Origin of the sequence: Sphingopyxis sp. (genome assembly GCF_965279755.1) — a bacterium.
Classification (GTDB): domain Bacteria; phylum Pseudomonadota; class Alphaproteobacteria; order Sphingomonadales; family Sphingomonadaceae; genus Sphingopyxis.
Genome location: NZ_OZ257261.1, coordinates 743,781 through 764,085, shown reverse-complemented (window position 1 = coordinate 764,085; position 20,305 = coordinate 743,781). Strand labels below are relative to the sequence as shown.

The following is a 20,305-nucleotide window of genomic DNA, read 5'->3' as shown; positions in this document are numbered from 1 at the left end:
GCTTACGCGTCTTCGAACGCGTCTTCGTTCAGCACCGGACCCGAATCCTGGCCCTTCGCATCGACGTCGCGGTCGACGAATTCGATGATCGCCATCGGCGCCGCGTCCGAGGCGCGGATGCCGGCCTTGATCACGCGGGTGTAACCGCCGTTGCGGTCCTTGTAGCGTTCGGCAAGGACGTCGAACAGCTTCTTGAGCTGCGTGTCGTCGAGCAGGCGGCTGTTCGCGAGGCGACGGTTGGCAAGGCCGCCGCGCTTGGCGAGCGTAACCAGCTTTTCGACGTAGGGACGCAGTTCCTTCGCCTTGGCGACGGTCGTCGTGATCTGCTCATGCTTGATGAGCGAGGCCGACATGTTGCGGAACAGGGCCGTGCGGTGTGCGCTCGTGCGCTGAAGCTTACGACCACCAGATTTATGACGCATGATTTCTTCCTTCGTTTGTTAAGGGCCCGTGTGAGGTAGCCCAGACCAGGTCGATTGCGGGCCGACCCATTCCCGAAATCGTCATCCCAGCGAAAGCTGGGATCGCTCGCGGCGTGATGCCACGATAGCGGCCCCAGCTTTCGCTGGGGCGACGGCTATCTTTAACCCAGCAGCTCCTGTTCGAGCTTCTTGGCCATTTCCTCGATGTTTTCCGGCGGCCAGCCGGGGATGTCCATACCCAGACGCAGGCCCATCGACGACAGCACTTCCTTGATTTCGTTCAAGGACTTGCGGCCGAAGTTCGGCGTGCGAAGCATTTCGGCCTCGGTCTTCTGAACGAGATCACCGATGTAGATGATGTTGTCGTTCTTGAGGCAGTTCGCCGAGCGGACCGACAGTTCAAGCTCGTCGACCTTCTTGAGAAGGAAGCGGTTGAGCTGGTTGACATCCGATTCATCGGCGGTGGTCGGCGAGGCCGCCATGCCGATCATGCCGCTGTCGTTCATCGCTTCTTCGAAGTGGACGAAGACCTGCAGCTGGTCCTGAAGGATGCGCGCAGCGTAAGCGACGGCGTCTTCCGGGGTCACGGTGCCGTCGGTGTCGACGGTCAGGCTCAGCTTGTCGAAGTCCAGTTCCTGCCCGATCCGCGCATTGTCGACCTTGTAGGCGACCTGACGGACGGGCGAGAAGAGCGAGTCGACCGGGATCAGGCCGATCGGCGCATCGGCCGGACGGTTGGCGGTCGCGGGGACATAGCCCTTGCCGGTGTCGGCAACGAGTTCCATGTTCAGCGTCGCGCCTTCGTCGAGGTGGCAGATGACGTGGTTCGGGTTCATCACCTTGATGTCGCCCGATACCATAATGTCGCCGGCCTTGACGGTCGCGGGACCGGTCGCCGAAAGCTGAAGCCGCTTCGGGCCTTCGCCTTCCATCTTGAGGGCGATCTGCTTCACGTTGAGGACGATGTCGGTGACATCTTCGCGCACGCCGGCAAGGCTCGAGAATTCGTGCAGCACGTTCTCGATCTTGATCGACGTGATAGCCGCACCCTGAAGAGACGAGAGCAGCACGCGGCGCAGCGCGTTGCCAAGCGTCAGGCCGAAGCCGCGCTCAAGCGGCTCAGCGACGAAGGTCGCCTTGCGCTTGCCGTCGGTACCGGCCTTGATTTCCAGGTTGCTGGGCTTCTTCAATTCCTGCCAGTTCCGGATATTGACAGTCATAGACTTCCCTTTGCTTTAGGCGGGACAGGCTTTGGGTCGGTGGGCCGGTCCAGCGGTAGGTTTTGCGACGGCGCGGCGGCACGGGGGCCGCCGGTCCGAAAAGGCGTCAGACGCGGCGGCGCTTGGCCGGGCGGACACCATTGTGCGGGATCGGCGTCACGTCACGGATCGACGTGATGTGGAAACCGACCGCCTGCAGGGCGCGGAGAGCCGATTCACGACCGGCGCCGGGGCCCTTGACCTCGACTTCGAGCGTGCGGACGCCATGTTCGGCGGCCTTCTTGCCGGCGTCTTCGGCGCAAACCTGCGCCGCATACGGGGTCGACTTGCGGCTGCCCTTGAAGCCCATCATGCCGGCGCTCGACCAGGCAATCGCATTGCCCTGCGCATCGGTGATGGTGATCATGGTGTTGTTGAAGGTCGCGTTGACATGGGCCACACCCGACGAGATGTTCTTGCGTTCGCGCCGACGAAGGCGCTGCGGTTCACGAGCCATTGTGCTGTATCCTACCTAAATCCGTAAAGCGGCCGGGGCGCAGCCAGAAGGCGGCCGCCGGCGCAAAAAACCGGCTTACTTCTTCTTGCCGGCGATCGGCTTCGCCTTGCCCTTGCGGGTGCGCGCATTGGTGTGCGTGCGCTGGCCGCGGACCGGGAGGCCCTTGCGATGACGCAGGCCGCGATAGCAGGCGAGGTCCATCAGGCGCTTGATGTTCATCGCCGTGTTACGGCGAAGATCACCCTCGACCGTGTGGTCGGCGTCCAGCGTTTCGCGGATCTGCAGGATTTCGGCGTCCGAAAGGTCCTGAACGCGACGCGCGTGGTCGATGCCCAGCTTGTCGGCGATGTCGACGGCGGTTTTGCGACCGATGCCGTGGATGTAGGTGAGCGCAATGATAACGCGCTTGTTGGTGGGCAGATTGACGCCCGCAATACGTGCCATGTATTCTTTCTCCTGCTCCACAGGGCCACTGGCATATGGCCCCATCTCAAAGCGTCTGATTTCCAACGCAAAAAACGGACCACGAATACGCAGCTGCGCTTCGCCGTCCGGTCAGGCTGTCGGAATGGTTGCGCAATTAGGGTGAGTCGCGCCCGAAGTCAAGGGAAGTGCGGCGGATCGCACGCCCCAACCGGCGGTGGGGGTCAGGATGTAAGCGCGACCGCGCGGTCGTGCAAGCGGCCGACGACAGCCCGGTGGATTCCCGGGGCGCAGGCGATGACGCCGAAGGCCTGCGCGCGTGGGGTGTTGAAGACAAGCGGTTCGCCAAAGGCGTCAGTCACGGTCGCGCCGGCTTCGGTCGCGATCAGCGCCGCAGCGGCGACATCCCACTCAAAACCCCAGCGCAGCGTCGCGACCAGATCCGCGCGGTCGTCGGCGACGAGTGCCATGCGGAGCGCGATGCTGTTGGGCTTGGTGACCATGATGAGGTCCCGGTCAATCTTGGGCAGGCTGTCGGCGGGAACACGCGATCCGTCGAAGATCATCCGGCGGCTGGCGCGTAGGGCTTCGCCGTTCAGTGTCGCGCCTTTGCCCTTTTGCGCGACCCACAGCTCGTCGAGCGCGGGGGCATAGAGCACGCCGAGTTCGGGCTGGCCGTCGACCACAAGTGCCACCGACACACACCAGCCGGGGCGGCCGCGGATGAAGTCGCGGGTGCCGTCGATCGGATCGACGCACCACATCGCGCTGCACGACAGCCGGTCATCATTGTCTGCGGTCTCTTCGGAAAGCCAGCCCGCTTCGGGTGCGATCGCGCCGAGCACGGCTTTCAACCGCGCATCGACCGCCAGGTCGACGTCGCTGACCGGATTGTCGTGCGACTTGTTCCAGACGTCGATCGCGCGCCCTTCGCCGCGCCAGCGCGCCATCGCCATGTCGCCGACCTCGCGGGTTGCGGCGATCACGGCCTCGAGGTTGCGACCCGGCATTAGGGCCAGAACCTGACTATGGGACGGCTGAGACGGCAAAATGGCGAACATATCGGACCAAATGGCCCGCCGGGCATAGTGGTTCTACGTCCAAGGAACATTTGGTTCGAGATGGAAGCCATTTTGCCGTCCCTCCGGGATTTGATCAAATTTGTCCATTGCTGCGTCGGAGCGCCTTGGAATATTTTCATATGCCTGCGCCGCTCCTCCTTGCACTGAACAAATTTGCTTCAAACCTCAGCCGCCCCATAGTCAGGTTCTGGCCCTTAACCCGACGCGACGGTCATGCCGTCGATGCGAAGCGTCGGTGCGTTGACGGCGTGGCGGAATTCCAGGTCGTTGGCCGGGATCAGGGCGGCGAACATGTCGACCAGATTGCCGGCAATCGTGAATTCGGCGATTGGCCCGGCGATCCGACCATCGCGGATAACGAAGCCCGATGCGCCGCGGCTGTAATCACCGGTGACGGGATTGACCCCCTGACCGATCAGCTCGGTCAGATAGACGCCCTCCTTGATGTCGGCCATCAGCGCCTCGGGCGTTTGCGCGCCGGCGGCGAGGTGCAGGTTGCTTGCGGTCACGCCCGACGCGCCGCCGCCGCGGCTCGCGTGGCCGGTTGGCGTCAGACCGAGCTGTTTCGCCGAGGCGTTATCGAGCAGCCAGCCGGTGATCTTGCCGCCGGTGACGATGTCGCGCGGCGCGGTCGGCAGGCCTTCGCCGTCGAAGGCGCGGCTGCGCAGGCCGCGTGCACGGTGCGGGTCATCGTGGATGACGATACCGCTGTCGAAGAGCATCTGCTCTTCCTTTCCGAGCAGGAAGCTGGTGCCACGCGCGATCGCGGGGCCGGCGATCGCGCTCAGCAGGTGTCCGACGATGCCGCCGCTGACGCGCGGATCGAGCAAAACCGGCACCTTGCCGACGGGCGCCTTGCCTGGATTCAGCCGCGCGACGGCGCGGGTGCCCGCGCGCGACCCGATCGCCTCGACGCTCTCCAGATCCGACAGATGATGCGCGCTGTGCCAGCCATAGTCGCGTTGCATGTTCGCGCCTTCGCCCGCGATGACGCTCGCCGACAGGCTGTGCCCGCTCGATCCGTAGCCGCCCGCGAAGCCGTGGCTCGTCGCGAGTGCGAAGCGCGTGCGGCTGTGGCTGGCGCTACCGCCTTCGCTGTTGGTCACACCCTCGATGGCGCGCGCGGCCTCTTCGACCGCGCGTGCGGCTTCGCGCAGTGCTTGCGGGTCGGCTTCGCTGCCATCGTCAAGGTCGAAGTCGGGGGCCGGCCCCTTGTACAGCAGCGCTTCGGGGGCGAGTCCGGTGTAGGGATCCTCGGGCGCCTCGCGCGCCATCGCGACGCAGCGCTCGACAAGCTTGGCGAGTTCGCCTGCATCCATGTCGGCGGTCGACACGCTGGCGCTGCGCTGACCGACGAAAACACGGAGCGAGATATCCTGCCCTTCGGAGCGCTCGACATCCTCGAGCGCGCCGAGGCGCATCGAGACCGAGGTGGCAGCGTTGCAATAGTAAAGCGCGTCGGCGGCGTCGGCGCCCGCCTTGGTCGCGGCGCTGCAGAGCATTTGCGCGCGGTCGAGGGCTTCGGAAACGGTCAGCATTCCCGCGCCCTATACGGCGCGCGGGCCAGCGTCAAAATCTAAAGTCTGCCAATATCCGCTGGAGTTCAGCGCGCGATCGCGGCGATGGCGTCGGTCGCGGCCATCGCGCCGCTGACCCACAGGAAGGGGAGCGTCAGCGCGGCGACCCACAGGCGGCGAACGTCGCGGCGGAAGCGTGCATGCAGCCCCCAGCTTGCAAGCGCCTGGCGGCTGAGATGATACCAGCGGCGTTCGGTCATGCGCGCGATCGGCAGGGCGAGCGCGAGCAGCATGACAAGCGCGACGACGATGAGCATCGACGGCGCGCCGGCAGCGATCGCGCTGGTCACGAGCCAGATCTGGAGAGCGGCGAAAGCGATGAGCGCGGCAGCGGCATGAACGGTCATCCGGCGCCCGAGGCTACGTGCCGGCGGAACGCTTGCAGTCGATCGGCGCCAGAGGCGCGGTCCGAATGTTGATGCCATGTTTTCAGCCCCTCCGGCCGGCGATTCCCAGAAACGCCACGTTTTGCCCCAAAAATTCCCAAGTCAAGACACTCTGCCTGTGATTCGTTAATTTTTGCATTCGTTTCATCGCGGATTCGCAACGAAAATGCGTCGGGGTGCCCAAATCGCGGCCAGATCGGCACGATTGGCCATATTTTGTGACGATTTGGCGGCGCGTTGCCGGCTCGTCGACGCCAAAGCGGTTTCCATCGAAACCTTGCATCCAAAGCCACAGGCGATAGCGTCTAAGTCCTGTCATCCATCTTTTCGGAAAACCGGGGGAATCATCAATGCGTTATATGGCCGCTCTCGCCGCCCTGACCCTGCCGTTCGCGCCGGCGCTCGCACAGGAAGGCAGCAAGTCTGCCGTCGAGCCGAAACCGGCCGCGCTGATCGCCGATGGCGTGCCCGACGTGCCGGCGGACCTTCCCGCCGCAACGCGGCCCTATATGGAGAACCGCAGCGCGGGCTTCTCCGGCTGGAACGAAGCCGACAAGTCGATGCTGATCACGACGCGCTTCGGCAACACCAACCAGATTCACCGCGTCGCGATGCCAATGGGCGCGCGCCAGCAGCTGACGTTCGAGGCCGAACCGGTCGCCGTCGGCGTCTGGTCGCCGAAGAGCGCCGACCTGATGCTTGTCCAGAAGGATGTCGGCGGCAACGAATTCTTTCAGATCTATGCGCTCACGAACGGGCAGCTCAAGCTGCTGACCGACGGCAAGAGCCGTAACGGGCTGAATGCGTGGAGCAAGGACGGCACGCTCGTCGCCTATACCTCGACCCGCCGCAACGGCCGCGACAGCGACATCTATCTGATGAACCCCCGCGATCCCGCCTCGGGCAGGATGATCGCGCAGGTCGAAGGCGGCGGCTGGGCGGTCAATGATTTTTCGCCGGACAAGAGCTGGGCGATCGTGTCGCAATATGTGTCGGTTGAAAAGGCAGACCTGTTTCGCCTCGATATGGCGACGGGTGCGATGACGCCGATCGGCGATCACAAGCGGGTGATTTCGTACGGCGGTGCCGAATTCGCGCCCGATGGCACGATCTGGATCACCAGCGACGAGGGGTCGGATTTCCAGCGCCTCGGCACGCTCGACCCCGCGACGGGCAAGTTCACGCCGAAGGGTCCGGCCGAACAATGGGACGTGTCGAGCTTCGATGTCGCCGATGACGGCAGCTTCATCGCCTATGTGATCAACGAGGCGGGAATGTCGAAGATGCGATTGTTCGACACGAAGAGCGGGGCGGTCCGCACCGTCGACCTGCCCGCGGGCGTGATCGGCGGCGTCAGCATCGCGCCTTGGGGCGACATCGGCTTCAGCCTGACCTCGGCGCGCAGCGCGACCGACGCCTATAGCGTCGATGCGAAGACACTGAAGGTAACGCGCTGGACGCAAAGCGAGACCGGCGGCCTCGATCCGCTGAAGAATGTCGAGCCCCAGCTGGTGAAGGTGAAGAGCTTCGACGGGCTCGAAGTGTCGGGCTTTCTCTATCGTCCCGACCCCGCGAAATTCCCCGGTAAGCGCCCGCTGATCATGAACGTCCACGGCGGCCCCGAAAGCCAGTCGCGCCCGGGCTTCATGGGCCGCACCAACTATCTGCTGAACGAAATGGGGATCGCAGTCTTCTATCCGAACGTCCGCGGTTCGACCGGTTATGGCAAGCGTTTCGTCGGCCTCGACAACGGGCCGTTCAAGCGCGAGGACAGCGTCAAGGACATGGGCGCCTTCCTCGACCTGCTCGCCAAGGACAAGTCGCTGGATGCTTCGCGCTTCGGGCTGACCGGGGGCAGCTATGGCGGCTATATGTGCTACGCTGCGGCGACGCAGTACGCCGACAAGCTGCGCGCGAACCTCTGCATCGTCGCGATCTCGAACTTCGTCACCTTCCTCGAGAACACGCAGGAATATCGCCGCGACCTGCGCCGCGTCGAATATGGCGACGAGCGCGAGCCCGCGCAGCGCAAGAAGCTGATCGAAATCTCGCCGCTCACCCGCGTCGGCGACATCAGGAAGCCGCTGTTCGTGGTCACCGGCGCCAACGACCCGCGCGTCCCGGCATCGGAGGCCGATCAGATCGTCGCGGCGGTCCGCAAGAATGGCGGCACGGCGTGGCACCTCGTCGGCACGAACGAGGGGCATGGCTTCGCGAAGAAGGAAAATGCCGACTATCAGTTCTGGACGTCGCTGCTTTTCTGGAAGCAGTATCTGCTGAACTAGGGGCAGGGGATCGCCCTGCGCCTTGCGGCGCGGGCGATCCTTTCCGTCGGATACTTAGCTCTTCGGCGGAACCGGCAGCGCGCCCGCGTCCGCATCCGGGGTCGCCGGGGCAGGGCCTTGGCCGCTGGCCTGACGCTCCAGCTCTTCGGCAGCCTTCTGGCGTTCGGCGAGCGCTTTTTCTTCGGCGACGACCGCAGCTTCGACCTCATCCGACGCCGCGTCGATACCCGCGATGCGCTTGGCGCGTTCGTCGGCGATCAGCGCCTGCCAGTCGGTCTTGTCAGCCGCCTTCTGCTCGGCCTTCGCGCCTGCGACGAGCTGCTGCGTACAGCCGGTGAAGCCACCTAGCCCGACCGGCGAACAGCTGTCGGTGCCGAAGCGGCCGACGCGTTCCATCGCGGTGACGCGGTTGAGCCAGGCCTGATTGCGCGGGTCGAGCGGGTCGCCGCCGCGGAAAATCTGCGGAACGCGATAGCGCTCCCTTTCGTCGAGGCGATTACACACCACGATCTCGCCCGAGCTCGAAGGCTGGCAAGGGTCGTTGCCATAAACGATGACCTGGTTGATCTTGTCGGCGTTGCTGGTGTCGGCCTCCTGCGCGGCGGCGGGCAGCGCAGCGAAGCTGCTGGCGAGGAAAAGCGCGGCAAGCGGCAGGCGGGTCATCAGTCTATCCTTCATCCTGTTTCGGCGGGCTTGGCACCGGAAGCCTGCATCCGTGCTGAACGGGCAGGAATGATCGACGCTTATCAGATACGCTTGGACAGCGCGATGGCTGCGCGGCATCCCGCGCGGATCGCAAAGCTGAGCAGCGGATAGCCCGGCGCGCTTTCGGCGCCGGCGGCAAGCGCTGCTTCCTTATGCTCCAGTTCCTCGGCGCGGAAGTCTTCCACCGCGGCGCTGAGTTCGGGATCGCTGTCGCCAAGCTCGTCGAGCTGGTGGCTGTAATGCCGGTCGATTTCGGTCTCGACGGCGGCGGTGCACGCCATGGCGGCGCGCGGCCCCATCGCGGCGGTCACGGCGCCGAGCGCAAAGCCCGCGACATTCCAGAAGGGCTGGAGCGCGGTCGGACGCACGCCGCGTTTCGCGATCATGGCGTCGAAGAATTTGCGGTGCCGTTCTTCCTGCTCGGCCATATGCGCGATTTCGCGCGCCATCGGGTGCCGGTCGCCCATCACCGCGAGCTGGCCGGCGTAGATGCGCGTCGCACCATATTCGCCCGCCTGGTCGACGCGGATCATCGATGCGTGGCGATCCTTGCTCATGCCGCCGATGTGGTCCGGCGGCGCAGCAAGGTCAAGACGAGCGCGGCCGCGCCGAGCGAGAAAATCGCGTTGAACCCGGCCAGCGAGATACCGAACAGCCGCCATTGCGCGACGTCGCAGCGGATGATGGGTGCCGCCATGATCTCGTCGAGCGAGATCGGTCCGACGTGCGCCGAGCTGCACGTCGTCAGCCCTTCCCACAGGCCATATTCGACCCCGGCGTGGAAAATGCCGATCAAGCCGCTGATCGCGATGGCGATGGCGGCGAGCCAGGTCAGCGAGCGCATCGCCTTGTCGTTGCGGTTCAACAGCAGCGCGAGCAGGGCAAGGACGATCGCCGCCTGATGCGGCCAGCGCTGCCAATAGCACATTTCGCACGGGTGGAGGCCAAAGCCATATTGCGACACGAGCGCGCCGCCATAGAGAAGCAGCGGCGCGGCGAGCGCGACGACCGGCGCGGCGATACGCGATTTCAGCATGGGGCCCTCTTGCCGATTATCAGTTGCGCGCGGTCGGCTTGGCCGCCGGCTTTGCCGCGGGCTTGCTGCCCTCCGCCATGCGCGGCGCGGCCGGGTTGATCCGGCCGATCGTCTGCAGCGCATAATAGAGCTGATAATCCTTGATGCCCTTCGCCTTCAGCTCGTCGGCGCTCGCGGTGAAGCGCGGATCGTCCTTCTCGTCCTTTTCGAGCAGGCTGTTGTCGACCTTTTTCTCGTTGATCAGGTGACGGCGCAGATCGCTTTCGCGGAAGCGCGGGCGATCCTTGTAATCGGGATCGGACAGCTGCGGCACGCGGATGTCGGGTTCGATCCCGCCTTCCTGCACACTGCGGCCCGACGGCGTGTAATAGCGTGCGGTGGTCAGGCGGAGCGCGGTTGTGTCGGTCAGCGGCAGCACCGTCTGCACCGATCCCTTGCCGAAGCTGCGTTCGCCCATGATCACGGCGCGGTGCTGATCCTGCAGCGCGCCCGCGACGATTTCGGAGGCCGAGGCCGAACCGGCATCGATCAGCACGATCATCGGCGCGCCGGTGGCCAGATCGCCGGGCTCGGCAAAGAAGCGTTCGATATCGCCCTTCTTGCGGCCGCGCTGCGAGACGATCTCGCCGCGGTTGAGGAAGATATCGCTGACGCCAACAGCCTCGTCGAGCAGCCCGCCGGGGTTCGAACGAAGGTCGAGCACCCAGCCGCGCGGTTTGTGGCCGAGCGACTTTTCGACCGAAACCATCGCGGCCTTGAGGTCGCGGGTCGCATCGGCGGAGAAGCTGGCGATCGTCAGCACGCCGACATCGTCCTTCACTTCCCACTTCACCGGCTTCACGTCGATGATCTCGCGGGTTAGCGTCATTTCGATCGGCTTGTCCTGGCCTTCGCGAACGACGGTGATCTCGACCTGCGTGCCCGGGCGACCGCGCATCTGGTCGACCGCCTCGTCGAGCGTCATGCCGAAGATCAGCTCCTTGTTGATGTGCGTGATATAGTCGCCGGCCTTCACGCCGGCGCGATCGGCGGGGGTCTCTGCGGTGGGGGCGATCACCTTGACGACGCCATCCTCCATCGTGACCGACAGGCCAAGGCCGCCATATTCACCGTCGGTCTGGGTGCGGAGGTTCGAATAGTCGCGCGCGTCGAGATAGCCCGAATGGGGGTCGAGGCTGGCGAGCATGCCGTTGATCGCGCCTTCGATCAGCTTGTCGTCGCTGACGGGCTCGACATAGTTGGATTTGACCTCGAGGAACACGTCCATGAAGCGCGAGATTTCTTGCTGCGTCGAGGCGTCGACGGTCGCCATCGCGCCGGTCGCAAGCGGGACGAGCGCCAGCGTGGAAAGCGCGGCGGCCCCCTGCCACAGGGCGAAGCGGCGCTTGGGAGAGGCGGTGTTGGTCGAGTCGGTCATCTGCGTCTTTCATCGGGCGAGGGCAATCCGCGCCTTATAATCCCCGTCGCCCCATCGTCCTACGCTTTTGTGGGGGCGTCAAGCGGTGCTTCCCGATATGGGAAAGCGCGGGGTTACCCCAGCATCTGGGCGATATCGACCGGGCGCCCCGCGCGGCGCAGTTCGACGGTGATCCGGCTGTCACCCGATCCCGCGCGACCGATCGGCGCCCCGGCGTCCAGCGTGTCGCCGACCCCTGCCGAGAGCGCGATCATTCCGGTGACCAGCGTCGTCCAGCCCCCGCCATGATCGATGATCACGATCTTGCCATAGCCGCGATAATCGCCCGCGAAGCTGACGCGCCCCGGCGCCGGGGACACAACCTGACCGCCGGGCCGCGCTGCGATGCTGATGCCGCGCGACCGCACGCCGCTGTCGTTCACTTCGCCTAGCCCCGCGACGATGCGGCCGACGACCGGCAGACGATAGGCGCCGCGCGCGAGGTCGGCCTCGGCGGGCGCGGGCGGGGCGGCCTGGATCGCCGCGCTTGCGGGATCGCGCGGACGCGGCATCGGGCCCGCGAGTTCGGCGAGTTCGCTGCGGACCGCGCTGTCAGCCTCGAGCGTGTCCATCAGTTCGACGATGTCGCGCGCCTTTTCTCCCAGCCCGAGTGCGCGATCGGATTCGAGCTGGGCGCTGCTCATCAGCTCGCGCGAGCGCAGCCGGCCCTCATTCTCGAGCCGGGTGAGCGCGTCGCGGCGCTCGGCGAGCTGCGCCCTGCTTGCCGCGAGCGCCTGCAGCGCGATCGTCTGTTGTCGCCGCACCGTGCGCAGCTCGGCGAGTTCGCGGCGGACGCCGGCGGTCCGCTGCGCGATCACCGGCATCGCGGCGTCGAGGATCGCGCGGGCGTGGACCATGTCGGTCAACGAGCCGGGCTGGGCGAGGACGCTGACCGGCGGCTGGCGCGAAAGCTGCTGGAGCGCGGCGGTGAGTTCGAGCAGCGGCTGCTGCTGCTCGGCTAGCCGCGCTTCCTGCGCGCTCAGCCGCCGTGCGACGAGCGCGACGCGTGCTTCGCCGGCGTTGATGTCGGCTTCGGCCGACTGGATGCGCGCGGCGAGCGCCGCGCTGCGCTTCTTGAGCTTGTCGGCTTCGTCGCGCGCCGCCGTCGCCTGCGCCTCAAGCGTCGCGCTGCGCGCCATGGCATCGGCCGATTGCTGTTTCGCCGTCAGCAGTTGCTGACGCTCGCGTGCGGCGATCGCTTCGGGATCGAAGACGTCGCTCTGCGCGACGGCGAGCGCGCCGCCCGCGACCGCCAGGCCCAGCGCCAGCGCCGCCGCCCAGCGCCTCATTGCCGGCCCTCGCGGTGATAGGGGTGGTTCGCGATGATGCTGGTGGCACGCCACAATTGTTCGGCGAGCATCGCGCGCGCCATCAGGTGCGGCCAGGTCGCGCGGCCGAAGGCGATGACCTTGTCGGCGCCCTCGCGCTCCTCGGGCGTGAAGCCATCGGCGGCGCCAAGGCAAAGGCGTGCCTCGCGCACCCCGCCATCGCGCCATTTTTCCAGCAGTTTGGCAAATTCGAGGGAGGAAAGCTGCTCGCCGCCCTCGTCGAGCAGGATGGTGCGGCTATTCTCTGCCGCGGCAGGAACGCGTCCGCCGGTGTCGGGTAGCTCCGAAATCTTCTGCGCCCAGGTCACGCGCTTCATATAGCGCTCGACCAGCTCGGCCTCGGGCCCCCGCCCGATACGCCCGCGCGCGATGATGTGCAGCAACATGATTCTTTGTCCACCTTCGGTGAAAGCGGCACCAGCCCGCTCCCCCTCCCGGCCTCCCATAGGCTATTATCGTCGGGGAGGCCCGGAGGGGAGCGGGCTGGTGCCGCTTCTGTTCGGGCTTTAGGCCGAACAGAACAAAGACGTCAATTTACCGCAACGACCGGCGGTGCGTCGCCGAACGACCACATGCGCTCGAGGTTGTAGAAGCTGCGAACCTCCGGACGGAACAGGTGAATGATGACGTCGCCGGCATCGATCAGCACCCAGTCGGCGTTCGGCAGGCCCTCGACGCGGACATGGCGTCCGGCTTCCTGCTTGATCCGCTGCGCCAGCTTGTCGGCGATCGCCGAAACATGGCGCGTCGAGCGGCCGCTCGCGATCACCATATGATCGGCGATGCTGCTCTTTCCGGCAAGCGGGATGGAGATGGTTTCCTGGGCCTGATCCTCGTCCAGCTGGTGGAGGATCAGCGCGTGGAGGGCTTCCACACTGTCATTCGCAGGTGCGGCGCCGGGCGCGGCATCCTTACTGGCGGCTATCAAGCGGTTTCATTCCTTTTCATCCATGGCCAGCCGCGAATGCGTGACAGGGTCGCGCAACGCACGGCCTGCATAGCTCTCGAACCAGCGGGGGTTGGCCTGCCGTATTGCAGTTGCGGATCGCACGTCGGGCGAAAAACGCAGGAACACGAGGGCAGGCGGTCTCCAGTCCGTCCAAAGACTTTTCTGGTCCGCGGGCCGGACAAAGCGCCGCAGCCAACCCATTGCCTCTGCAGCATGGGTGCGGCCATTATAGCCCGGACGCGCGACAACCGCAATCGGCATCAATCGTGCGATCCCCCGCCAGTCGCGCCAGCGGGGCAATTGGGCGAGATTGTCGGCCCCCATGATCCAGATAAAGCGGCGATTGGGGTAGCGCCGCACGAGTTTTCGCAGCGTGTCGACCGTGTAGCGGGTGCCCGTTTCGGCCTCGATCGCGGTAGCGCGAATCGGCGAGCGCCGGGCGGCGCGCTGCGCCGAGCCGAGGCGGGCGGAAAGCGGCGCCATCCCCTTCGCGGGTTTCAGCGGATTGCCGGGGGAGACGAGCCACCACAATTCGTCCAGATCCAGTGCCTCGATCGCATTGAGGCTGATCGCACGGTGCCCGCCATGCGCGGGATTGAAGCTGCCGCCGAGGAGGCCGGTGAGGATCACGGGTGCTCGGCTTCTTCGTTGATCGAGGGAATGGTCGTGCAATGTATTTCATTGCCTTGATCATCAAGCGCGTGGCGCATGAGTCCGCGCACAACCAAATCCTGCTCAACGGCACGGGGGGCGACGCGCATGTTCTTCTCGACCTGCTCGTCGCACCATTTTGCAAAGGGGCTCGCCTTCATGCAGCCGTTGAGCGCCGCCAATTCGAATGGCGAGAGCTTCTTCTGCAGGTCTTCGATAGCCTGCCCGTTGGCTAAATATGCGTAGGAGATACCGTGAGCATTCATGCTTACAATAGACGGTTTGGATCGGAACTCTTCGTCGATTCCGTCGATCTTCCTGTTCTGCAGCCGGAATCGGGACCGTATCTGATCCTTGGCAATCGAAAAACAGCTTTCGGGTATTTCGACCTGCGCCAAGGGCTCTGGCTTGCCGAGATGAATTCGCTGATGTTCCGACGAGAGTTGCATCGCGACGGCTTTCTCAACATTCGCGGTATCTCCGTTGCGGAAAAGGAGAGGGGCCAGATCTCGAATTAGGGACCAGCAAAAGGGTGTAACGGCGAAGGCGAGCACCAGCAGGCCGAATTTGATGGATCGCTGCATCAAAGGTCTACGAGGCTGCGATTCAAGGCCGGACCTTTCCCGTGTCGCGCGCGTCGAGGCAGGATGTCGCGTGTCGTTGACGTGAAAGAGCCAGTGAGGATCATTCGGGGAAGGACTTCACGACCCTGATATGACCGATGATCGCCCGATTGAAGTTCGGGAGGTCTTCGGCCGGAATCCAATACTCCTCATGCTCGCGTCCGCCCGCCTGTTCGATTTTGTAGCCTGCAAGATATTCGGCGCTCACATCGAATTCGGTCACAAAGCCCGATCCCGATGCCGGCACATTCCAGTCGCGCGCGATTTTCACCGCATAGGCATAGGTCGTAACCGGATAGAAGATGGGCTGCTCGGGCAAACGAGGCGGAAACTCGCGCATCTTGCTCGCCGTGATTAGCGCGAGCTCGTCGGGGCCGACGGGTCGCCATAAGCGAATTGTCGCGCTCAAGGCCGGACCTGCCCCGTGCCGCGCACCAGCCATTTGTATGTCGTCAGCCCTTCGAGCGCGACCGGACCGCGCGCATGGAGGCGGCCGGTGGCGATGCCGATTTCGGCGCCGAGACCGAATTCGCCGCCGTCGGCGAACTGGGTCGAGGCGTTGTGCATCACGATCGCGCTGTCGACCTTTGCCAGGAAGCGTTCGGCGGTCGCATTGTGCTCGGTCACGATCGCATCGGTGTGGCGGCTCGAATGCGCGTCGATGTGGGCGAGCGCGCCGGCGAGGCCGTTGACGAGGGCGATCGAGACGATCGCGTCGAGATATTCGGTGTCCCAGTCGCCCTCCGAAGCCGGGTCGACGTGGGGGCTCAGCGCGGCGATTCCCTTGTCGCCTCGGACTTCGCAGCCCGCCAGCACCAGCGCATCGACGATGGCGAGCGGTGCGGGATAGGCGCGGTCGATCAGGATCGTCTCGGTCGCGCCGCACACGCCGGTCCGGCGCATCTTGGCGTTGACAGCCAGTTCGATCGCCTTCGCGGGATCGGCGGCGCCGTCGATATAGAGATGGTTGATACCGTCGAGATGCGCCAGCACGGGCACGCGTGCCTCGTCCTGCACGCGCGCGACCAGGCTTTTGCCGCCACGCGGGATGATGATGTCGATCAGGCCTTGTGCGCGAAGCAGCGCGCCGACTGCCGAGCGGTCCTGAACGGGGACAAGCTGGATCGCATCGGCGGGAAGGCCGGTCTCGGCCAGTCCCGCCGCGAGCGCGGCGTGGATCGCGCGGTTGCTGAGCACCGCCTCGCTGCCGCCGCGCAGGATAACGGCGTTGCCCGACATCAGGCCGAGCGCCGCAGCATCGGCGGTCACGTTGGGACGGCTTTCGTAGATGATGCCGACGACGCCGAGCGGCACGCGCACGCGGCTGAGTTCCATGCCGTTCGGGCGTACGGCGCGGTCGATTTGCTGTCCGACGGGATCGGGCAGCGCCGCAACCGCTTCGACCGCCTCTGCGATCGCCGCGAGCCGGCCTTCGTCGAGGCGCAGCCGGTCGAGCATGGCGGCGCTTAGGCCGGAGGCTTTTCCAGCCTCCATGTCGCGCGCGTTGGCGTCGAGAATGGCCGCTGCCTGCAAACGCAGTTGTGTCGCCGCCGCGCGCAACGCCGCAGCCTTTGCCTCGGTCGGCGCGACCGCGAGCGCCTTGGCTGCAGCGCGCGCGCGCGCGCCCATGTCGGCGATCAGGGCATCGGCATCGGCGAGGCGCGGCGCGGCGCTGAAAGAGATGGGGGCTTCGGCGTTCATGGCGCGGCCACTATCATGTTTCGCGTCCCTCCCGAAACCCCCGTTGCGCGGGGAGGGATGCCTCACTAGTCAGGGGCGCATGAGCGGGGACATCGAAAGCATCGGGGCGGCGATTACGGCGGGGCTGGCAGGCGCCGCGATCGAGCCGAAACATGGCGATACGCAGGGGCAAGGCGGTTCGCGCTGCCTCAATTGCGGGACAAGCCTGGTCGGGTCGCACTGCCATCGCTGCGGACAGCGAGTCGATGTGCATCGCAGCTTCGGCGCGATCGGGCACGATCTGGTCCACGCTATCTTCCATTTCGAGGGCAAGATCTGGAACACGCTGCCGCTGCTCGCCTGGCGGCCCGGCGATTTGACGCGCCGCTATATTCATGGCGAGCGCGCACGCTTCATCTCCCCGCTCGCATTGTTCCTGTTTGCGGTGTTCCTGACCTACGCCGTTCTGGCGATGGTCGGCAGCGGCGGTACGCTGGGATCGATGATTAACGAGGCAGCGGCCGAACAGACGCGTACGACCGCAGTGCGGGACAGCATGCAGGAGGAGGTCGACAGCGTCGATGCCGAGCTTGCAAAAAAGGATCTGCCGGCGGCGCGGCGGCAGGAATTGCTCGACGAGCGTGAAACGCTGCAGAAAAGTGCCGATTATCTTGGCGTTTCGCGCAGCCGCAGCCGGCAAGAGCGCGAGACCGACCGCGCGGCGGGGCCGCCGGTTCTGGACAATCCAGCCGAGCAGGTGAAGGTCAGCGCCGATTTCCTGAACCGGAACAAGGTCAATACCGGCGTCCCGTTCATCGATCATGGGCTGGAAAAGGCCTTCGCGAACCCTGCGCTGATTCTCTACAAATTCCAGGCGAACGCCTATAAATTCGCGTGGGCGCTGATCCCGCTGTCGCTGCCGTTCATGTGGCTGCTCTATCCGTTCAGTCGCCGCTTTCACACCTATGACCATTTCGTCTTCGTGACCTACTCAATCAGCTTCATGCTGCTGCTGTTCGTCGCGGTGCGATTGTTCAACCTGACGGTCATCGGCGGTACCGCGACGACACTGGCGCTGCTTTATGTGCCGTTCCATATGTACCGGCAGATTCGCGGCGCCTATCGTTCGTCGCGCTTCGGGGCGTTCGTGCGCGCGGCGCTGCTGCTTTTCTTCAGCCTGTTTGCGCTGCTCGCCTTCATGCTGCTGCTGCTCGCGCTGGGGGCGAGCGGCTGACGAAAAGCTGTCACAAAAGCCGGGCAAAGACCCGGCGAAAAGGAGGACTGCCATGCACCATATCTGGGGCGAGATCGATCGCCGCTTGCTCATCAAGCTCGGCACCACCGGGCTCGCCGCGATGGCGCTGCCCGGCGCGGCGCTGGCGATGGCGGCGCAGGGCTTTACCCACGGCGTCGCGAGCGGCGAGCCGGGCGCGAACAGCATCCTGCTCTGGACGCGATACGCCGCGCCGTCGGACACAAGCCTGACCGCCGAACTGTCCGAAAGCGCCGACTTCGACCGCATCGCTGGTGGCGGCACCGTGATCGCCGCGGGCGAACGTGACCACACGGCGAAGATCGTCGTCGATGGGCTGCAGCCCGGGCGCTGGTATTATTACCGATTTATCGCGCCCGACGGTTCGAAATCGCCGATTGGCCGGACGCGCACCTTGCCGCAGGGGCCGACAAGCGCCTTTACCATCGCGCTCTTCTCGTGCGCGAATATGCCCTTCGGCTGGTTCAACGCCTATGGCCATGCCGCCGCCCGCGGCGACATCGATCTTGTCGCGCACGTTGGCGACTATCTCTATGAATATAAGGTCGGCGACTATCCGTCTGCGAAGGAAGCCTTGCCCGGGCGGTTGATCCAGCCCGCCGGCGAAATCGTCGCGCTCGCCGACTATCGCCTTCGCTATGCTGCCTATCGTGCCGATCCCGATTTGCAGCGGCTGCACCAGATGTTCCCGATGATCGTCCAGTGGGACGACCATGAATTCGCCAACGACACGTGGAAGGGCGGGGCGGAAAACCACAATGAGGGCGAGGGAAGCTGGGCCGATCGCATGGCTGCCGCCGAACGGGCGCACAACGAATGGATGCCTGTCGCCGAGACGCGCTGGCGCGATTATCAGGTAGGCGACCTCGCCACGATCTTCCTTCCTGAAACACGCATCACCGCCCGCGACGAGCCCTTTGATCTGGGGGCGATTCTGAAAGGGAAGGCCAATGTCGCGGAGACGCTGAAGCAATTTGCCGAGACCGCCTATCGCGATCCCCGGCGCCAGTTGATGGGCGCCGAGCAGGAAAGCTGGCTGTTCGGCGGCTTCGCGAAATCGGTGAAAGCCGGCACGCGCTGGCAGGTTTGCGCGCAGCAGATCGTGATGGGGTCGTTGTTCACGCCGCCAGAATCGCGAAACTGGTTCGGGTCCGATCAGCCCGACTATGTGAAGCGCCGGGTCGAAGTGTCGCAACTTGCGGCCAAGGCAGGACTGCCGCTCAACATGGACAGCTGGGACGGCTATCCTGCCGCGCGTGACCGGCTGCTCGCCGCCGCGCAGCGCGCCGACGCGAATCTCGTCACGCTGTCGGGCGACAGCCATAATGCCTGGGCGTTCGACCTGACGCACGACAAGCGCGCGGCGGGGATCGAGGTCGGCGGACACAGCGTCACCTCGCCGGGTTTTGAAAGCTATACGCGCGGTATTCCGGACGCCACGCGCGTCGCGGCGCTCCGTGCGTCTTCGCCGCAACTCAAATGGGCGAACACGCAGGACCGCGGTTATGTCACCGTCGCCTTCAGTCCCGACAAGGTCACCGCCGACTGGCACAATGTCGCCTCGATCCGGACGCACGACCTGCAGCTGTCGGGCTCGCACCGCATGACGGCGGCGCGAGGCCGAAAGAAATATGACGCAATTTAATCCTCCCTGCGGCGAGCCGTGGGGAGGGGGACCGTCCGCGTAGCGGATGGTGGAGGGGCCGTGTCACGGCCCCTCCGTCAGCGCTTCACGCTGCCACCTCCCCATCGCTGCGCGACAGGGAGGATTTGGATCAACTGTAAGGCGGCACGTCCTCGAACTCGGCGAACCAGGGATAATCGTTCGCGACGCTCGCGGTGAAATTGGGCGGGCGCTTTTCAAGGAAGCTCGTGACGCCCTCCGCCGCATCGGGGCTGCGGCCGCGCGAGAAAATCACGCGGCTGTCCCAGCGGTGGGCACTCATCGGGTGCGGCGCCCCCATCATCCGCCACAGCATGTGGCGCGTGAGCGCGACCGACACCGGGGCGCTGTCTGCGGTCATCTCGCGTGCCTTGGCAATCGCGGCGTCAATCAGTTCGCCGGGCGCATGGACCGACTGGACCAGACCCTTGTCTTTCGCCTCGGCGGCCGAAATCAGGCGGCCCGAATAGCAAAGGTCGACCGCGTTCGCGATCCCGACGAGGCGCGGCAGGAACCAGCTCGATGCCGCTTCGGGCACGATGCCGCGCCGCGCGAAGACGAAGCCGTACCGCGCGGTGTCGCTCGCGAGGCGGGCGTCCATCGGCAGCGTCATCGTCGCCCCGATGCCGACCGCCGCGCCGTTGATTGCGCCGAGCACCGGCTTTTTCGCTGCGAAGATCCGCATCGAGACGCGGCCGCCGCCATCGCGGACCAGCGGGTGCGACCAGTCGATCGTTCCATCCTCGGCGACCGGGCTTGCGGCGAGACCCTCGGGCAGCTGGCGCTGCTTGTCGCTGCGCGTGTCATAGTCGAAGGTCGAGGCCCCGGCGCTGAGGTCGGCGCCCGCGCAATAAGCCTTGTCGCCATGGCCGGTGAAGATGACCGCGCGGACGCTGTCGTCGGCATCGCAATCGTCGAGCGCCGCGATGATCTCGGCCATCATGTCGGCGGTGAAGGCGTTCATCCGTTCGGGCCGGTAGAGCGTCAGGAGCGCGATGCCCTCATGCTTGTCGAGGCGAATCTCGTTGTAGCTCATGTCACTCTCCTGTT

At 65.3% G+C, this 20,305-nt stretch carries 22 protein-coding genes; 3 read left to right on the top strand and 19 right to left on the bottom strand.

Annotation, left to right across the window (positions count from 1 at the left end; genetic code table 11):
• Window positions 1-2: 2 nt before the first annotated feature.
• From rplQ to ACQY80_RS03610, 7 genes are all read right to left on the bottom strand, one after another.
• The gene (gene rplQ / locus ACQY80_RS03640) at window positions 3-422 is read right to left on the bottom strand and encodes a 50S ribosomal protein L17 (RefSeq protein ID WP_428683731.1); all 420 of its coding nucleotides are present in this window, start codon (window positions 420-422) and stop codon (window positions 3-5) included.
• A gap of 161 nt (window positions 423-583) precedes the next feature.
• Window positions 584-1,642: a DNA-directed RNA polymerase subunit alpha gene (locus tag ACQY80_RS03635; protein ID WP_428683729.1), complete on the bottom strand. Its 1,059-nt coding sequence runs from the start codon at window positions 1,640-1,642 to the stop codon at window positions 584-586.
• A 106-nt stretch (window positions 1,643-1,748) separates the two neighbouring features.
• On the bottom strand, window positions 1,749-2,138 hold the full coding sequence (rpsK, locus tag ACQY80_RS03630; RefSeq protein ID WP_003040416.1) for a 30S ribosomal protein S11: 390 nt from the start codon (window positions 2,136-2,138) through the stop codon (window positions 1,749-1,751).
• A 75-nt stretch (window positions 2,139-2,213) separates the two neighbouring features.
• Complete coding sequence (gene rpsM / locus ACQY80_RS03625) at window positions 2,214-2,582, bottom strand: 30S ribosomal protein S13 (protein WP_428683727.1); 369 nt, start codon at window positions 2,580-2,582, stop codon at window positions 2,214-2,216.
• Between the two features lie 203 nt (window positions 2,583-2,785).
• Window positions 2,786-3,571: an inositol monophosphatase family protein gene (locus ACQY80_RS03620; protein WP_428683725.1), complete on the bottom strand. Its 786-nt coding sequence runs from the start codon at window positions 3,569-3,571 to the stop codon at window positions 2,786-2,788.
• 266 nt (window positions 3,572-3,837) lie between these two features.
• The gene (locus tag ACQY80_RS03615) at window positions 3,838-5,181 is read right to left on the bottom strand and encodes a TldD/PmbA family protein (RefSeq protein ID WP_428683723.1); all 1,344 of its coding nucleotides are present in this window, start codon (window positions 5,179-5,181) and stop codon (window positions 3,838-3,840) included.
• A gap of 65 nt (window positions 5,182-5,246) precedes the next feature.
• The gene (locus tag ACQY80_RS03610; RefSeq protein ID WP_428683721.1) at window positions 5,247-5,567 is read right to left on the bottom strand and encodes a hypothetical protein; all 321 of its coding nucleotides are present in this window, start codon (window positions 5,565-5,567) and stop codon (window positions 5,247-5,249) included.
• Window positions 5,568-5,956: 389 nt separating this feature from the next.
• Between ACQY80_RS03610 and ACQY80_RS03605 the strand changes: the two genes are divergently transcribed.
• Entirely contained in the window at window positions 5,957-7,891 is a 1,935-nt protein-coding gene (locus tag ACQY80_RS03605) for a prolyl oligopeptidase family serine peptidase (RefSeq protein ID WP_428683719.1), read from the top strand.
• 54 nt (window positions 7,892-7,945) lie between these two features.
• On the opposite strand, the gene ACQY80_RS03600 is transcribed toward ACQY80_RS03605, so the two are convergent.
• The 11 genes from ACQY80_RS03600 to ACQY80_RS03550 all read right to left on the bottom strand — a co-directional run bounded on the left by ACQY80_RS03600 (window position 7,946) and on the right by ACQY80_RS03550 (window position 16,340).
• The gene (locus ACQY80_RS03600) at window positions 7,946-8,554 is read right to left on the bottom strand and encodes a hypothetical protein (protein WP_428683717.1); all 609 of its coding nucleotides are present in this window, start codon (window positions 8,552-8,554) and stop codon (window positions 7,946-7,948) included.
• Window positions 8,555-8,637: 83 nt separating this feature from the next.
• Window positions 8,638-9,153: a demethoxyubiquinone hydroxylase family protein gene (locus tag ACQY80_RS03595; protein ID WP_428683715.1), complete on the bottom strand. Its 516-nt coding sequence runs from the start codon at window positions 9,151-9,153 to the stop codon at window positions 8,638-8,640.
• The gene (locus ACQY80_RS03590; protein ID WP_428683713.1) at window positions 9,150-9,632 is read right to left on the bottom strand and encodes a disulfide bond formation protein B; all 483 of its coding nucleotides are present in this window, start codon (window positions 9,630-9,632) and stop codon (window positions 9,150-9,152) included. The genes ACQY80_RS03595 and ACQY80_RS03590 overlap by 4 nt, the downstream gene beginning before the upstream one ends.
• Window positions 9,633-9,651: 19 nt before the next feature.
• A complete protein-coding gene (locus ACQY80_RS03585) occupies window positions 9,652-11,049 on the bottom strand; it encodes a S41 family peptidase (RefSeq protein WP_428683711.1) in 1,398 nt (465 codons plus the stop codon).
• 113 nt (window positions 11,050-11,162) lie between these two features.
• Entirely contained in the window at window positions 11,163-12,377 is a 1,215-nt protein-coding gene (locus ACQY80_RS03580) for a murein hydrolase activator EnvC family protein (protein WP_428683709.1), read from the bottom strand.
• The gene (locus ACQY80_RS03575) at window positions 12,374-12,802 is read right to left on the bottom strand and encodes a 23S rRNA (pseudouridine(1915)-N(3))-methyltransferase RlmH (RefSeq protein ID WP_428683707.1); all 429 of its coding nucleotides are present in this window, start codon (window positions 12,800-12,802) and stop codon (window positions 12,374-12,376) included. Before ACQY80_RS03575 ends, ACQY80_RS03580 begins: the two co-directional genes overlap by 4 nt.
• 143 nt (window positions 12,803-12,945) lie before the next feature.
• Window positions 12,946-13,344: a ribosome silencing factor gene (gene rsfS / locus ACQY80_RS03570; RefSeq protein ID WP_428683705.1), complete on the bottom strand. Its 399-nt coding sequence runs from the start codon at window positions 13,342-13,344 to the stop codon at window positions 12,946-12,948.
• Window positions 13,345-13,350: 6 nt separating this feature from the next.
• Window positions 13,351-13,995 carry a nicotinate-nucleotide adenylyltransferase gene (locus ACQY80_RS03565; RefSeq protein WP_428683703.1) on the bottom strand — a complete coding sequence of 215 codons (645 nt, stop codon included), beginning with the start codon at window positions 13,993-13,995 and terminating at the stop codon, window positions 13,351-13,353.
• A complete protein-coding gene (locus ACQY80_RS03560; RefSeq protein ID WP_428683701.1) occupies window positions 13,992-14,600 on the bottom strand; it encodes a hypothetical protein in 609 nt (202 codons plus the stop codon). The genes ACQY80_RS03565 and ACQY80_RS03560 overlap by 4 nt, the downstream gene beginning before the upstream one ends.
• Window positions 14,601-14,700: 100 nt before the next feature.
• Window positions 14,701-14,979, bottom strand: a complete 279-nt coding sequence (locus ACQY80_RS03555; protein WP_428683700.1) for a hypothetical protein — start codon at window positions 14,977-14,979, stop codon at window positions 14,701-14,703.
• A gap of 65 nt (window positions 14,980-15,044) precedes the next feature.
• Window positions 15,045-16,340, bottom strand: a complete 1,296-nt coding sequence (locus tag ACQY80_RS03550) for a glutamate-5-semialdehyde dehydrogenase (RefSeq protein WP_428683698.1) — start codon at window positions 16,338-16,340, stop codon at window positions 15,045-15,047.
• 79 nt (window positions 16,341-16,419) lie between these two features.
• Between ACQY80_RS03550 and ACQY80_RS03545 the strand changes: the two genes are divergently transcribed.
• Window positions 16,420-17,553, top strand: coding sequence for a DUF3667 domain-containing protein (locus ACQY80_RS03545; protein WP_428683696.1), 1,134 nt, complete (start codon window positions 16,420-16,422; stop codon window positions 17,551-17,553).
• Between the two features lie 52 nt (window positions 17,554-17,605).
• On the top strand, window positions 17,606-19,237 hold the full coding sequence (locus ACQY80_RS03540) for an alkaline phosphatase D family protein (RefSeq protein WP_428683694.1): 1,632 nt from the start codon (window positions 17,606-17,608) through the stop codon (window positions 19,235-19,237).
• A 130-nt stretch (window positions 19,238-19,367) separates the two neighbouring features.
• Here ACQY80_RS03540 and ACQY80_RS03535 read toward each other — a convergent pair whose 3' ends face one another.
• Window positions 19,368-20,291, bottom strand: a complete 924-nt coding sequence (locus tag ACQY80_RS03535) for a crotonase/enoyl-CoA hydratase family protein (protein WP_428683692.1) — start codon at window positions 20,289-20,291, stop codon at window positions 19,368-19,370.
• Window positions 20,292-20,305 lie beyond the last annotated feature (14 nt).

Coding starts and splice junctions, on each gene's coding strand:
- rplQ (WP_428683731.1), bottom strand. CDS start 422: ATGCGTCATAAATCTGGTGGTCGTAAGCTTCAGCGCACGAGCGCACAC.
- ACQY80_RS03635 (WP_428683729.1), bottom strand. CDS start 1,642: ATGACTGTCAATATCCGGAACTGGCAGGAATTGAAGAAGCCCAGCAAC.
- rpsK (WP_003040416.1), bottom strand. CDS start 2,138: ATGGCTCGTGAACCGCAGCGCCTTCGTCGGCGCGAACGCAAGAACATC.
- rpsM (WP_428683727.1), bottom strand. CDS start 2,582: ATGGCACGTATTGCGGGCGTCAATCTGCCCACCAACAAGCGCGTTATC.
- ACQY80_RS03620 (WP_428683725.1), bottom strand. CDS start 3,571: ATGCCGGGTCGCAACCTCGAGGCCGTGATCGCCGCAACCCGCGAGGTC.
- ACQY80_RS03615 (WP_428683723.1), bottom strand. CDS start 5,181: ATGCTGACCGTTTCCGAAGCCCTCGACCGCGCGCAAATGCTCTGCAGC.
- ACQY80_RS03610 (WP_428683721.1), bottom strand. CDS start 5,567: ATGACCGTTCATGCCGCTGCCGCGCTCATCGCTTTCGCCGCTCTCCAG.
- ACQY80_RS03605 (WP_428683719.1), top strand. CDS start 5,957: ATGCGTTATATGGCCGCTCTCGCCGCCCTGACCCTGCCGTTCGCGCCG.
- ACQY80_RS03600 (WP_428683717.1), bottom strand. CDS start 8,554: ATGACCCGCCTGCCGCTTGCCGCGCTTTTCCTCGCCAGCAGCTTCGCT.
- ACQY80_RS03595 (WP_428683715.1), bottom strand. CDS start 9,153: ATGAGCAAGGATCGCCACGCATCGATGATCCGCGTCGACCAGGCGGGC.
- ACQY80_RS03590 (WP_428683713.1), bottom strand. CDS start 9,632: ATGCTGAAATCGCGTATCGCCGCGCCGGTCGTCGCGCTCGCCGCGCCG.
- ACQY80_RS03585 (WP_428683711.1), bottom strand. CDS start 11,049: ATGACCGACTCGACCAACACCGCCTCTCCCAAGCGCCGCTTCGCCCTG.
- ACQY80_RS03580 (WP_428683709.1), bottom strand. CDS start 12,377: ATGAGGCGCTGGGCGGCGGCGCTGGCGCTGGGCCTGGCGGTCGCGGGC.
- ACQY80_RS03575 (WP_428683707.1), bottom strand. CDS start 12,802: ATGTTGCTGCACATCATCGCGCGCGGGCGTATCGGGCGGGGGCCCGAG.
- ACQY80_RS03560 (WP_428683701.1), bottom strand. CDS start 14,600: ATGCAGCGATCCATCAAATTCGGCCTGCTGGTGCTCGCCTTCGCCGTT.
- ACQY80_RS03555 (WP_428683700.1), bottom strand. CDS start 14,979: ATGCGCGAGTTTCCGCCTCGTTTGCCCGAGCAGCCCATCTTCTATCCG.
- ACQY80_RS03550 (WP_428683698.1), bottom strand. CDS start 16,340: ATGAACGCCGAAGCCCCCATCTCTTTCAGCGCCGCGCCGCGCCTCGCC.
- ACQY80_RS03545 (WP_428683696.1), top strand. CDS start 16,420: ATGAGCGGGGACATCGAAAGCATCGGGGCGGCGATTACGGCGGGGCTG.
- ACQY80_RS03540 (WP_428683694.1), top strand. CDS start 17,606: ATGCACCATATCTGGGGCGAGATCGATCGCCGCTTGCTCATCAAGCTC.
- ACQY80_RS03535 (WP_428683692.1), bottom strand. CDS start 20,291: ATGAGCTACAACGAGATTCGCCTCGACAAGCATGAGGGCATCGCGCTC.